This window comes from Intrasporangium zincisolvens (assembly GCF_034724055.1).
Taxonomy (GTDB): Bacteria; Actinomycetota; Actinomycetes; order Actinomycetales; family Dermatophilaceae; genus Monashia; species Monashia zincisolvens.
The window spans coordinates 1-13,023 of record NZ_JAWIIL010000008.1; the positions used below are offsets into that span (position 1 = coordinate 1).

At 71.9% G+C, this 13,023-nt stretch carries 12 protein-coding genes; 5 read left to right on the forward strand and 7 right to left on the reverse strand.

Annotated elements, in window-relative coordinates; genetic code table 11:
• Window positions 1–218: hypothetical protein (locus tag RY076_RS18065; protein ID WP_323100513.1), on the forward strand; the 218-nt coding region annotated here is incomplete at its 5' end.
• Between the two features lie 361 nt (window positions 219–579).
• Here RY076_RS18065 and RY076_RS18070 read toward each other — a convergent pair.
• The 7 genes from RY076_RS18070 to RY076_RS18100 all read right to left on the reverse strand — a co-directional run bounded on the left by RY076_RS18070 (window position 580) and on the right by RY076_RS18100 (window position 9,172).
• Window positions 580–1,866, reverse strand: coding sequence for a thymidine phosphorylase (locus RY076_RS18070; protein ID WP_323100515.1), 1,287 nt, complete (start codon window positions 1,864–1,866; stop codon window positions 580–582).
• 90 nt (window positions 1,867–1,956) lie between these two features.
• Entirely contained in the window at window positions 1,957–2,367 is a 411-nt protein-coding gene (locus RY076_RS18075) for a cytidine deaminase (protein ID WP_323100516.1), read from the reverse strand.
• Window positions 2,364–3,638: an ABC transporter permease gene (locus tag RY076_RS18080; protein WP_323100517.1), complete on the reverse strand. Its 1,275-nt coding sequence runs from the start codon at window positions 3,636–3,638 to the stop codon at window positions 2,364–2,366. The genes RY076_RS18075 and RY076_RS18080 overlap by 4 nt, the downstream gene beginning before the upstream one ends.
• A complete protein-coding gene (locus RY076_RS18085) occupies window positions 3,635–4,756 on the reverse strand; it encodes an ABC transporter permease (RefSeq protein ID WP_323100518.1) in 1,122 nt (373 codons plus the stop codon). Before RY076_RS18085 ends, RY076_RS18080 begins: the two co-directional genes overlap by 4 nt.
• Window positions 4,753–6,426: an ABC transporter ATP-binding protein gene (locus tag RY076_RS18090; protein ID WP_323100520.1), complete on the reverse strand. Its 1,674-nt coding sequence runs from the start codon at window positions 6,424–6,426 to the stop codon at window positions 4,753–4,755. Before RY076_RS18090 ends, RY076_RS18085 begins: the two co-directional genes overlap by 4 nt.
• A 217-nt stretch (window positions 6,427–6,643) precedes the next feature.
• Complete coding sequence (locus RY076_RS18095) at window positions 6,644–7,702, reverse strand: BMP family lipoprotein (protein ID WP_323100522.1); 1,059 nt, start codon at window positions 7,700–7,702, stop codon at window positions 6,644–6,646.
• A gap of 228 nt (window positions 7,703–7,930) precedes the next feature.
• Complete coding sequence (locus RY076_RS18100; protein WP_323100523.1) at window positions 7,931–9,172, reverse strand: amidohydrolase; 1,242 nt, start codon at window positions 9,170–9,172, stop codon at window positions 7,931–7,933.
• A gap of 95 nt (window positions 9,173–9,267) precedes the next feature.
• Between RY076_RS18100 and RY076_RS18105 the strand changes: the two genes are divergently transcribed.
• From RY076_RS18105 to RY076_RS18120, 4 genes are all read left to right on the forward strand, one after another.
• Window positions 9,268–9,978 (forward strand): (2Fe-2S)-binding protein, encoded by a 711-nt coding sequence (locus tag RY076_RS18105; protein WP_323100524.1) that lies wholly within the window; start codon window positions 9,268–9,270, stop codon window positions 9,976–9,978.
• Window positions 9,979–10,007: 29 nt separating this feature from the next.
• A complete protein-coding gene (locus RY076_RS18110; RefSeq protein WP_323100525.1) occupies window positions 10,008–10,976 on the forward strand; it encodes a pseudouridine-5'-phosphate glycosidase in 969 nt (322 codons plus the stop codon).
• Window positions 10,977–10,979: 3 nt separating this feature from the next.
• Entirely contained in the window at window positions 10,980–11,852 is an 873-nt protein-coding gene (locus tag RY076_RS18115) for a carbohydrate kinase family protein (protein WP_323100526.1), read from the forward strand.
• Window positions 11,853–12,092: 240 nt separating this feature from the next.
• A complete protein-coding gene (locus RY076_RS18120; RefSeq protein ID WP_323100528.1) occupies window positions 12,093–12,947 on the forward strand; it encodes a DUF559 domain-containing protein in 855 nt (284 codons plus the stop codon).
• The last annotated feature ends 76 nt before the right edge of the window (window positions 12,948–13,023 follow it).

Genomic DNA, 13,023 nt, shown 5'->3' on the forward strand with positions numbered 1-13,023 from the left:
CCAGCGTTCGTCCTGAGCCAGGATCAAACTCTCCGTTGATGTTGTACAACCCACGAAGGGTAAAAATGATCCAGGCTGAGCCGAACAACCAGCAAAAAATACTGATCGTCGTTGTCAACCAAAGAAATATAAATCATCCAAGAAACCAGCAACCCGCGACCATGAAGTCACAAGCACACGCCGGCTCCTCGAGACGAGGTATTGGCATCGATTTTTGACACGCTGTTGAGTTCTCAAGCATCAGACACACACCATCAACCACACCCACACACGCGGGCCCGGCCTCCGGGGCAACCCTTCAAACTTACCCGCCGCCTCGACCGGAGTCAAACTCGCGAGCCGCTCCGAAGAGCCACCTCACGCGACCCTCCGAAGAGGGTCTGGCGGGTCCGACAGCCCCCGTCCATCAGGGCGGGTTTCCCATCGGAGTCAGTCCCCGGGACCCGGCCGCCTCGGCGTCCGTTCCGCCCGGTCGGGCTGACGTCGTAAACGTTAGCCCGTGGACCCGGCCGAAGACAAATCCGCCTGCCCCGAGCGGTGGACATACCCCGTCCACCGCTCGGGGACAACGGGATCCGCTCAGGCGATGCGGTCGATGACGATGGGGTCGAGCACCGGGCGCGAGCCCTCGGGCGCCACGAGGATGCCGCCCTCGAGAGCGGCGAGCGCCCGCTCGAAGCGGTCGGGCTCGTCGGTGTGCAGCGTGAGCAGCGGCTCTCCCCCACGCACCGTGGCACCGGGCTTGTAGTGGATCTCCACGCCGGCGCCCGCCTGCACGGGGTCCTCCTTGCGGGCCCGGCCTGCGCCGAGGCGCCACGCAGCGACGCCCACGGCGAGCGCGTCGAGCTCGACGAGAACCCCGTCGGCCGGGGCCAGCACGTGGTGGGTCTCCTTCGCCGTCGGCAGCGGCGCGTCCGGGTCTCCCCCCTGGGCCGAGATCATCCGGCGCCACGCGTCCATCGCGCGTCCGTCCTTGAGCACGTCGGCCGGGTCGACGTCGACGCCTGCGGCCTGGACCATCTCGCGCGCCAGGGCGAGCGTCAGCTCGACGACGTCGTCGGGTCCGCCGCCCTCGAGCACCTCGACCGACTCGCGCACCTCGAGGGCGTTGCCGGCCGTGAGCCCCAGGGGCGTGCTCATGTTCGTCAGCAGGGCGACGGTCTTGACCCCCGCGTCGGTGCCCAGGCGCACCATCGTCTCGGCGAGCTCGCGCGCCTGCCCGAGCTCCTTCATGAACGCCCCGGACCCGACCTTGACGTCGAGCACGAGCGAGCCCGTCCCCTCGGCGATCTTCTTGCTCATGATCGACGTGGCGATGAGGGGCACGCACGAGACCGTGCCGGTGACGTCGCGCAGGGCGTAGAGCTTCTTGTCGGCGGGCGCGAGACCGGAGCCGGCGGCGCAGATCACCGCACCGACGTCCTCGAGCTGGGCCAGCATCTGCTCGTTCGACATGTCGGCCCGCCAGCCGGGGATCGACTCGAGCTTGTCGAGGGTGCCACCGGTGTGGCCGAGGCCGCGCCCGGACAGCTGCGGCACCGCGACGCCGCACGCCGCGACGAGCGGGGCGAGGGGCAGGGTGATCTTGTCGCCGACGCCACCGGTCGAGTGCTTGTCACTCGTCGGGCGCGACAGCGACGAGAAGTCGAGCCGCTCCCCCGAGCGGATCATCGCGTCGGCCCAGCGCGCGATCTCGCGGGCGCTCATGCCGTTGAGGTAGATGGCCATCGCGAGGGCGGACATCTGCTCCTCGGCGACGACGCCGCGTGTGTACGCGTCGATGACCCAGTCGATCTGTGCGTCGGTCAGCTCGGACCGGTCGCGCTTGGCGGAAATGACGTCTACGGCATCGAAGGCTTCGCTCACACGGCCATCATTCCCCAGCCCGGCACGCCCGGGAGCAGGCCCGCCGGTTTCCGCCACGGGCAGACCCGGCCTCGGGCCCGCCCGTGGCACTCAGGCCTCGGCGGCGTCGAGGTCGGCCCGCCCGAAGGCCTGCGGCAGCACCGCCGACATCGGCAGCACGCCTTCCGGCGTCATGAGCAGGCAGTCGGGCCCGCCGTTCTCCCACAGCAGCTGACGGCAGCGGCCGCACGGCATGAGCGCCTGGCCGTCTCCCCCGACGCAGAACACGTGGGTGAGACGGCCGCCGCCGGTGGCGTGCAGCTCGGAGACCATGCCGCACTCGGCGCACAGCGCGACGCCGTAGGCCGCGTTCTCGACGTTGCAGCCGGCCACGACGCGTCCGTCGTCGACGAGACCGGCCACCCCGACCCGGAAGTGCGAGTACGGGGCGTAGGCGCGCTCCATGAGCTCGACGGCGCGGCGCCGGAGGGACTCCCAGTCGGCACCGGCCTGGTCGATCACGACGCTTCACCCTTGCGGTACACCTGTCCGTCGGCCGCCGGCATCCGCAGGCGCTGCGAGGCGAACGCCAGGACGAGCAGCGTCGCGACGTACGGCGTCATGGCGGTGAACTCGTTGGGCACGCTCGGCGCGGACAGGAACCAGCCGAGGGCGAGCACACCCATGACGACCATCGGCACGCCCTTGAGCGGCTTGCCCTGCCGGCGCCGGACGACCTGCCAGATGCCCCACGCGATGAGCGCGACGGCGATCGGCAGCAGGTAGGCGCGGACGACGTCACCGCCGCCACGCAGCTGCACCGCGTCGCTGTAGCCGAAGAGAGCCGCGCCGCCGGCCAGGCCGCCCGGTCGCCAGTTGCCGAAGATCATGGCGGCGAGGCCGATGAAGCCTCGACCACCCGTCTGGCCCTCGCGGTAGAGGTTGCTGGCCACGAGGACGAGGAAGCCGCCGGCCAGCCCGGCGAGGCCGCCCGAGACGAGGACCGCCGTGAACTTGTAGCGGTAGACGTTGATGCCGAGCGTCTCGGCCGCCACCGGCGACTCACCGCACGAGCGCAGCCGCAGGCCGAACGCCGTGCGCCACAGCACCCACCACGTCACGACGAGCAGCAGCACGGCGATGACGGTCAGGACGTTGAGGTTGGTCGTCAGCGCGCGCAGCACCGCGGCGAGGTCGGACACGAGCCACCAGTGCTTCTGCTCGAGGGTGAGCAGCGGGTCAGACAGCCCGGGGACCGAGAGGAAGGGCAGCTGCTCCAGCGGCGGGGACTGCGTGGGGCCGCCTCCCGGCAGACCGGTGAAGGTGCGGACGGCGAGGTAGGCGCCGGCCCCGAGACCCAGCAGGTTGATGGCCACACCGGACACGATGTGGTCGACGCCGAAGACCACCGTGGCGAGCGCGTGGACCGCGCCACCGACGACGCCCGTGAGGATCGCACCGAGGATGCCCGCCCACGGCCCGTAGTGGTAGCCGAAGAAGGCACCACCCCACGTCCCGAGGACCATCATGCCCTCGAGACCGATGTTGACGACGCCGGCGCGCTCGCTCCAGAGGCCGCCCAGGCCGGCGAGGCCGATCGGCACGGCCAGACCGATGGCAGCCATGAGCGCGCCCGAGGAGTCGATGTCGTTGGCGCCGGTGATGACGCGAACCGTCGAGAGGACGAGGAGGCCGCCGACGATGATGGCGGCCCAGAACCACCGGGGCCGGCCGGTGCGCTTGGCCGGCGGGGCCGCGGCCGGGGCGGTCTCGGTCATGACGGGGGCGCTCATGCCACCGCTCCTTCCGTCGGGGCACCGGCTTGCCGGGCGAGCTCACTGGCGACGCGGCGCTGCTCGAGGGCGACGTTCGCGCGGCGAACGACCTCGTAGGCGATGACGACGGACAGCACGATGACTCCCTGGATGACGAGCACGAGGCGGTCACTGACCCCGGCGCTGATCTGCAGGCCGTTGCCCTGGGCGTCGAGGTAGGCGAACAGCAGCGCTGCGAAGCCGATGCCGATGGGGTTGTTGCGGCCGAGCAGGGCGATGGCGATGCCGGCGAAGCCCAGGCCGGCCTGGACGGTGTCGCCGTACACGTAGTCCTGGCCGAAGAGCAGCGGCATGCCGACGAGGCCGGCTGCAGCGCCGGAGATCAACATCGACGTCAGCACCATCCGCTTGACCTTGACGCCGCTCGCGACGGCCGCGGACTCGGACCGGCCGGTCGCGCGCAGGTCGAAGCCGAACCGGGTCTTGTTGATGACGAACCAGTAGAGGACGCCGACGAAGATGGCGAGCAGGACGAGGCCATAGACCTTGCTCGGGGTCGCGATGATGCCGTCGAGCGAGATGCCCGGGACGCGGGAGTCCGCCGGCAGCGGCTTGGTGTTGGTCGCGTTGCTGCCCTGGACCTTCTCGGCGGTCTTGCCCAGCAGGAAGGCGACGAGCAGGGTCGCGATCGAGTTGAGCATGATCGTGGAGATGACCTCGGAGACGCCGCGCGTCACCTTGAGGACGCCGGCGATGCCGGCCCAGACGGCGCCCGAGGCCATGGCGACGATGATCGCGACGATGATGTTGAGCCAGCCGGGCAGCCAGCCCTGGCCGGCGAAGAGCGCTGCCGCGAACGAGGCGACGCGGTACTGGCCGTCGACACCGATGTTGAACAGGTTCATCCGGAAGCCGATGGCCACGGCGATCGCGGAGAGGTAGTACACCGAGGCGGCGTTGATGATCGCGACCATCTGACGCGGCAGCGGGACCTTGAACAGCTGGGCCCACACGGCACCGACGGGGTCCCCGGCGACGTACAGGATGATGCTCGTCACGACGACCGCCACGACGATCGACAGGAGCGGCGCCGCGATCGCCATGAGGATGCGGCGGACGTCCAGGCGGCCGGTCATCGGGTCTCCCCCTCGTTGTGGGTACCGGCGTCGGGCGCATCGGTCGCGGTGTCGGTGGGTGCGTCGGGCGCGGTGTCGGTGGACGCGTCGGGCGCGGGCGTCGTGGACGCGTCGACGGACTGCGCTCCGGTCATGGCGGCGCCGAGCTCCTCGCGGGTCACGACGTCCGGGTCGAACTCGCCGGAGAGGCGGCCTCGCAGGATGACGCGGATCGTGTCGGACAGGCCCACGAGCTCCTCGAGGTCGGCCGAGATGAGTAGGACGCCGAGGCCGTCGCGGCGGGCCGCCTTGATGTGGTCCCAGATCGCCGCCTGCGCGCCGACGTCGACGCCGCGGGTCGGGTGGGCCGCGACGAGGACGCGCGGGCTGCGGCGCATCTCGCGGCCGATGATGAGCTTCTGCTGGTTGCCGCCCGACAGCGACCCGGAGGTCACGTTGATCGAGGGCGTGCGCACGTCGTACTCGTCGACGATCGTCTGCGTCTCGCGCTTGGCCGCGCCGGTGTTGACGAGGATGCCGCCAGGGCCCGTGACGTTGATGGTCTCGGTCTGGTGGCCGAGGATGACGTTCTCCCAGAGGGGCGCCTCGAGCAGGAGCGCGTGGCGGTGGCGGTCCTCGGGGATGTAGCCGATGCCGGCCTCGCGGATCTCGCGGACCTGCCAGTCGGAGATGTCGACGTCGCCGAGCAGGATGCGCCCGCTCGAGGGTTCGCGCATACCCATGATGACCTCGACGAGCTCGGCCTGCCCGTTGCCCTCGACGCCGGCGATGCCGACGATCTCGCCGGCGTGGATGGTCAGGTCGATGTCCTCGAGGAGGGCCCGTCCCCCGGCCGGGTCGGCCAGCGAGGTGTCCTCGATGGTCAGCAGCGGGGTGTCGGTGACCGTCGACTCCTCCGTGGAGGGCGAGGGCAGCTCGGAGCCGACCATGAGCTCGGCGAGCTGGCGCGGCGTCACACCGGTCGGGTCGACCTCGGCGACGGTGGTGCCGCGCCGGATGACGGTGATGGCGTCGGCGACCTTGAGCACCTCGTCGAGCTTGTGCGAGATGAACACGACGGTCAGGCCCTCGGACTTCAGCTCGCGCAGGTTGTCGAAGAGCTCGTCGACCTCCTGCGGCACGAGGACCGCGGTCGGCTCGTCGAGGATGATGATGCGCGCGCCGCGGTAGAGGACCTTGAGGATCTCGATGCGCTGGCGAGCGCCGACCCCGAGATCGGCCACGAGCACGTCGGGACGCACGTCGAGTCCATAGGCCTCGGAGATCTCGCGGATCTTGGCGCGGGCGGCGTCGCCGATGCCGTGCAGCTTCTCCGCGCCGAGCACGACGTTCTCGAGGACCGTGAGGTTGTCGGCGAGCTGGAAGTGCTGGAAGACCATGCCGATGCCGGCCTCGATGGCGTCGGACGGCGAACGCAGCTGGCGGGCCTGGCCGTCGACCTCGATGGTGCCCTCGTCGGGCTGCTGGACCCCGTAGAGGATCTTCATGAGGGTCGACTTGCCGGCGCCGTTCTCGCCGACGATCGCGTGGACCGTGCCCTTGTCGACGGTCAGCGCGATGTCCTTGTTGGCGATGACGCCCGGGAACCGCTTCGTGATGCCCTCGAGCCGGACGGCCGGGGCGCCGTGGTGGACGGCCTTCGGAGGCTCGCTGGGCTCGCCCCCGGTCACGGGCTCGTTGGTGACGATGACACACACTCCTCATGCGGGCCCGCCTCGACGCGGGCGTCGATCGAGTATTGAACCAGCACTCGCGAACCTAACGCGCCGCGCCGTGCCGGGTGGGGAACTCGGGTGAAGATGCGACGGCCCGGACGACGCGCACGCGTCGCCCGGGCCGCCCGGTGGGGCGACCGCGAAGGCCGCTCCCCTCCGAGAATCAGGACGATCAGGACTTCGGGACGGTGATCTCGCCCGAGATGATCTTCTGCTTGAGCTCGTCGAGCTTGCTCTTGATGTCGTCGATGTGGCCACCGGTCGTGGCGTAGTCGACACCGCCGGCCTTGAGGTCGAAGACCCGGTTGCCGGCCTTGAAGGTGCCGTTCTTCACCGCGGTGATGAAGTCGTACACACCGACGTCGACCTTCTTGATCATCGAGGTCAGGATGACGTCGCGGACGTCGGCCGGGGCCGTCTTGGCCTGGTCGGAGTCGACGCCGATGGCCCACGCCTTGGCCGCCTTGGCCGCGGTGAAGACACCGCCGCCCGAGCCGCCGGCTGCGTGGTAGACGACGTCGGCGCCGCCCTGGTACATGCCGTCGGCCGCGGCCTTGCCCTTGTCGACCGAGTTGAAGCCGGAGAAGTCCGGCGGCTGGGTCAGGTACTTGATGTCGATCTTGATGTCCGGCTTGGTGGCCTTGGCGCCGGCGACGTAGCCCGCCTCGAACTTCTTGATGAGGTCGGTCTGGACGCCACCGATGAAGCCGATGTGGTTCGTCTTCGTCTTGAGGGCCGCGGCCGCACCGACGAGGTAGGAGCCCTGCTCCTCGGCGAAGGTGATCTGGTCGACGTTCGGGCCGGCCGAGTCGGGCGACGAGTCGTCGACGATGGCGAACTTGACGTCGGGGTTGGCCTTGGCGGTCTCGCCGACGGCCTTGGCGTACGCGAAGCCGACGGCCACGATGTTGTTGTAGCCGGCGTCGATGAGCTGCTGCAGGCGCTCCTTGCGGGCCGACTCGGGCTCGCCGTTGACCGCAGCCGCCTCCTTGGTGTCGGCACCGAGCTCGGACTTGGCCTTGTCGAGTCCGGCAGCGGCGGCGTCGTTGAACGACTGGTCACCGCGGCCACCCACGTCGTAGGCCATGCCGATCTTCAGCGTGCCGCCGGCCGCGCCGGTGGATCCGCCCGTGCTGCCGGGGGACGTCGTGTTGTCGGTGCTGCTGCCGCAGGCCGCGAGGCCGAGCGCGGCGGCGGCGACGACAGCCGCGACCTTCGTTGCGTGACGCAAGAGGTGCTCCTTAGGAAATTCGACGGACCGACGACGACATCGGCCCAGATGCAGGGAACTGTAGACCTCGACGGGCAACGATCTACGCGGCGCGGCGGAAGTCACGGGAAGTGTTATCGATCCGCGACCGCTGTGTCGTGAGATCGACAGGACACGCTCGGTGATCTGTGTCATGGCACGCAGGAAAGGCCCGGGAAACACCCGGGAAAGAGCCGTCGGGCCCCTAGGTCAGCGGGCGATCCCGAGCCGGCGCGGACGGTCGGCGTCGACGGTGCGGGCGGCGGCTGCGGAGAAGACGACGCCGGCGAGCGTCCGCGCGCCGATGGGGATCGCGGCCTCGTCGACGACGAGGTCCCCACGGTGCAGGTCGTACGTCGGGCCGCCGGGGGTGCGCGTGCCCAGACGCGCCATCGCGCCGGGCACGTGGGTCAGGTACCAGGCGAAGTCCTCGCCGCCGAGCGACTGCGGCGTCGGCGCGACGAAGGCCCCTGCGCCGGTGACGGCCGCGGTGAGCGCGTCGATGCAGCCGGCGTCGTTGACGACCGGCGGGACGCCCTTGGTGATGGTGACCTCGGCGTGCACGGCGTAGGGCGAGACGACTGCGTGCACGACCTCCTCGAGGAGGCGCTCGACGCCGTCCCAGATGCTCGCGTCGAGCATGCGCAGCGTGCCGCCGACCTTGCCCGAGGACGGGATGACGTTGTGGGCGCCACCCGAGTGGACCGAGCCCCACACGAGGGCGGCCCCCGCGCGAGGGTCCAGACGCCGCGACAGCACGGCCGGCACGTCGGTGACGACCTTGGCCAGCGCGTAGGTGAGGTCCTGGGTCAGGTGGGGCCGGGAGGTGTGGCCGCCGCGTCCGACGAGCACGACCTCGACCTGGTCGGCGGCCGCAGTGATGGGGCCGACGCGCAGGCCCACCTGTCCGGCGTCGAGGTTCGGGTCGCAGTGCAGCGCGAAGATGCGGTCGACGCCGACCAGGCCGTCCTGGGCCACGACGTCCTCGGCGCCGCCGGGCATGAGCTCCTCGGCGGGCTGGAAGACGAGCCGGGCGCCGATGCCGGACGCGACGAGGCGGGCCTCCTCGTTCTTGAGCGCGAGCGCCGCGCCGAGCAGGGCCGTGGTGTGCACGTCGTGCCCGCACGAGTGGCTGACGCCGTCGGTGCCGGAGGCGAAGTCGAGGCCGGTGGCCTCGCGGATCGGCAGGGCGTCGATGTCGGCCCGGAGCGCGATGCGCTGGGCCGGGTCGCTCGCGCCGAGGTCGGCGACGAGGCCGGTGCCGCGCAGCCGGCGCACCCGGATGCCGGCGGTCTCGAGCCGGTCGGCGATCGCCGCCGTGGTGCGGACCTCGCCGCGTCCGAGCTCGGGGTGGGTGTGCAGGTCGCGGCGGAACGCGACGAGCTCGGCCACGTGCTGGTCGACGACGCGCCCGATCGCGTCGAAGGGCAGGGGCAGGGCGGCGTCGGTCACGATCACGGGATTCTAGCGAGAGGATGGTGGCTGCCCCGGCAACCCCGGGGTCGTCGGTGTGGGCGGCACCCCGGCGAGGGACCCCGGGAGGTGACGTGGACGGGCCTGAGGCGCAGGCGTCGGGCGACCCGAGAGACGAGGCTGCCGCCGTCCTCGACGTGCTTCGACGCGTCGACCGGGCGCTGCCCTTCACGACCGTCACGCCGGACGCGTCCGTCGCGACGACGTGGTGCGCCGACGTCCTCGCCCACGTGCGTGCGGGCGCCGACCCGCTGGCGCCCTGGCGCGAGGCGCTTCGCGGCCAGATGGAGCGGCGTCACGGGGTACCGGTCGCGCCCCACGTGCCCGCTGCGTTCGTGCTCCAGTGGTGGTGCGAGGTGGCCGCGACGCCCGTGGCCCAGGCGGCGGCGCTCGGCCCGTGGGTGCTCGCCCCCGAGGCGTCGGGGCTGGGCTTCGAGCTCGCGCCCGGGCTGTACCCGCACCGTGTCGTCGTCGACCCCGCGCGGACCACCGTCGCGGTGGAGCCGGACGCCGGCCGCCGCGCCTCGCGGGCCCGCGACGTGTACGAGGGCCTCGTCCACGACGTCGTCGAGGCCTTCGCGCCGGAGGTGCGGATCGGCTCGCGCCAGCGCTGGGGCGTCGTCGAGGACATGTGGGCGGGTGCGTCCCGGCTCGCTGCCGGCGCCGCCGGCCACGCCACCGGGCCGGAGCCGCGTCGGGTCTCCTGCTGCTTCATCTACGCGCTGCCGGGCATGCGGGAGTGCGCGGCCTGCCCGCGCGGCGGGAGCCCCGCAGCTCACCGGTAGTACACGGTCGGCAGAACTAGGGTGTGGCCATGTCGCCCCGGATGCCCTCACCCGACCTGCTCGTCGTCCGCGAGGAGGTGCGCGAGGCCCTCGACGCCGGGCTCGGCGTCGTCGCCCTCGAGTCGACGATCCTCGCCCACGGGCTCCCCCACCCCGACAACGTCGAGGTGGCTGGGCAGATCGAGGACGCGGTGCGCGCCGGCGGCTCCGTGCCCGCGACGATCGCGGTGCTCGACGGCGTCGTGCACGTCGGCCTCGGGCCGGCCGAGGTCGAGCGCGTGTGCACCGACCCCGACGTCGCCAAGCTGTCGGTCCGTGACGTCGGCGTCGCCGTGGCGTTGGGGCTCTCGGGCGCGACGACCGTCGCGTCGACGTCGGCGCTCGCCCACCTCGCCGGCATCCGCGTCTTCGCCACCGGCGGGCTCGGGGGTGTGCACCGCGGGGCGTCCGAGACCTTCGACGTGTCGGCCGACCTCGGCGTCATCGCGTCGACGCCGGTGCTCGTCGTGTGCGCCGGGGTGAAGTCGATCCTCGACGTCGCCGGCACGCTCGAGACCCTCGAGACGCTGTCGGTGCCGGTGCTCGGCTACCGCACCGACGCCTTCCCCGGCTTCTACCTGTCCGACTCGGGGCACCGGGTCCCCTGGCGCGTCGAGTCGGCCGCCGAGGCGGCCCGGGTGCTCGTGACGCGCGACCGGCTCGGCACCGACAGCGCCGGGGTCGTCCTGGCCAACCCGCTGCCCGAGGACCGGCAGGTCGACCGCGACCTGCACGACCGGCTCGTCGCCGAGGGGCTCGCCCTGCTCGAGCGCGAGGGAGTGCACGGCAAGGACGTGACGCCGCGCCTGCTCGAGCACTTCCACGACAGCTCCGGCGGGGAGTCGCTGCGGGCCAACGTCGAGCTCGTCCTCGCCAACGCCCGCCTCGCCGGTGAGGTGGCGGCGGAGGTGGCCGCCCTGACGGCGGGAGCCGCTGCGGTCCCGGGCACGGGGGCCTGACCGATGCGGTCGGTGGTGGTCGTCGGCGACGTCGGGCTCGACGTCATCACGTCGCCGGGTGGGCCGATCCGCTGGGGCACCGACACCCCGGCGTCGGTGCGTCTCGTGCCGGGTGGCGCGGGCGGCAACTCGGCCGCCTGGCTGGCCTGGGCCGGCATGCCGGTGACCGTCGTGGCGCGCGTCGGCAACGACCTCGCCGCGCGCGCCGTCGCCGGCGACCTCGCCGAGCGGCACGTGCGCACCGCGTTCGCCGTCGACCCCTTGCTCCCCACGTGCGTCGTCACCGTGCTGCTCGACGCGCAGGGCGAGCGCACGATGCTGCCCGACCGTGGTGCCAACCGCGCCTTCTGCCCCGACGACGTGTGGTTCGCCGACCTGCCCCAGGACGACCGCGAGACCCCGCACCTGCACGTGTCCGGCTACGTGCTGCTCGACCGCGAGTCGCGGGCCGGTGGCCTCGAGGCGCTGCGGCAGGCCCGCGAGCTCGGGTGGAGCGTGTCGGTCGACCCGCAGGCCCATGCCCTCATCGAGCGCGAGGGTGCCGACGCGTTCCTCTCGTGGGTCGACGGCGTCGACCTGCTGCTGCCGAACGCGCTCGAGCTGGATGCGCTCGGCGGGATGGAGCGGGTGCTCGGCCACGTCCGGGAGGTCGTCGCCACCGACGGGGCGGCCGGCGCGCGGTGGGTCGGCGACGGCATCGACGAGACCGTCGAGGCGCCGACGATCGACCACGTCGACGCCACCGGCGCGGGCGACGCCTTCAACGCAGGCCTGCTGTCGGTGTGGCTGAGCGGCGGGTCGAGGGCGGCGGCGCTGCGGGCCGGCGTCGACGCGGGGTCGTCCGCCTGCCAGGGCCTCGGCGCCCGCCCCCGCTGACCTCTACTCCCGACCGCGCTCACCTCCCCCGCTTCCCTCAGCCGAGTGGGTCGAGTGGCCGGATCGAACCGGCGAAACGGCTCTGTGGGCGCGTTTGCGGGGTTCGATCCGGCCACTTGGCCCTGTGGAGGACGCCGGCGAGGAGCCGCTGCGGCGGGGCAGCATCGGTGGATGCGCGCGGTCAAGGCACTGGTCAGGTTGGGAGGCACGGCGACGCGACGGCAGCTTCGGCTCGCTGTCGTGCACTGGCGTCACGTCGACGCCGCGCTCGAGGCAGGACTCGTCGTCCGCACGTCGCGGGGCCACTACTGCCTCGCGGGCACCGACGCCGCGCGCGCGGCCGCCCACCGGCTCAGCGGCGCTGCGTCGCACACGACCGCGGCGCTGCACTGGGGCTGGAAGGTGCGGATGGCGTCGGAGGTTCCCCACGTGACGGTCCGGGCCAAGCGAAGCCTGCCGTCGGGCGCTTCGGACGGCGTCATCGTCCACTGGCGCGACCTCGACGCGGACGACGTCACCGACGGGTGGGTCACGACGCCGGTGCGCACCCTCATCGACTGCTGCCTCGACCTGCCGTTCGCCGATGCCCTGTCCGTGGCCGACTCGGCACGCCGGGCCGGCCTGCGCCCGTCCGAGGTGCTCGCACGAAGCGCGTGGCTCACGCCCCGTCAGCGCGACCGCGTCGCCCGGGTGATCGCGGCGTCTGACGTGCGGGCCGTGGGGCCGTTCGAGTCCTCCCTGCGCGCGATCGCGCTCAACGTGAGGGGGCTCGTCGTCGAGCCCCAGGTTCGGATCCGCTATGACGACTTCTATGCGCGCGTCGACCTCGCGGACGAGGAGCTGCAGATCGTGCTCGAGGCGGACAGCCACGAGTTCCACACCGGACGAAGGGCGTTCGACCGCGACTGCCGCCGCTACAACGGCCTCGTGACTCGCGGCTGGCTGGTGCTGCGATTCACCTGGGAGCAGGTGATGTTCGAACCGGACGTCGTCCGGCGGGCCATCGAGGACGTCGTCGCGCTGCGTCGATCCCAGGGCCTGCGGCGCCTCCGGACGGGTCGAGTGGCCGGATCGAACCGGCGAAAGGCGTCCTGAGACGAGTTTCCGGGGTTCGATCCGGCCACTCGACCCAGAACGGGGTCAGCCGGGGTGACGGCCGGTTCGTGGCGGT

Coding starts and splice junctions, on each gene's coding strand:
- RY076_RS18115 (WP_323100526.1), top strand. CDS start 10,980: ATGCGGTCGGTGGTGGTCGTCGGCGACGTCGGGCTCGACGTCATCACG.
- RY076_RS18085 (WP_323100518.1), bottom strand. CDS start 4,756: ATGACCGGCCGCCTGGACGTCCGCCGCATCCTCATGGCGATCGCGGCG.
- RY076_RS18080 (WP_323100517.1), bottom strand. CDS start 3,638: ATGAGCGCCCCCGTCATGACCGAGACCGCCCCGGCCGCGGCCCCGCCG.
- RY076_RS18110 (WP_323100525.1), top strand. CDS start 10,008: ATGTCGCCCCGGATGCCCTCACCCGACCTGCTCGTCGTCCGCGAGGAG.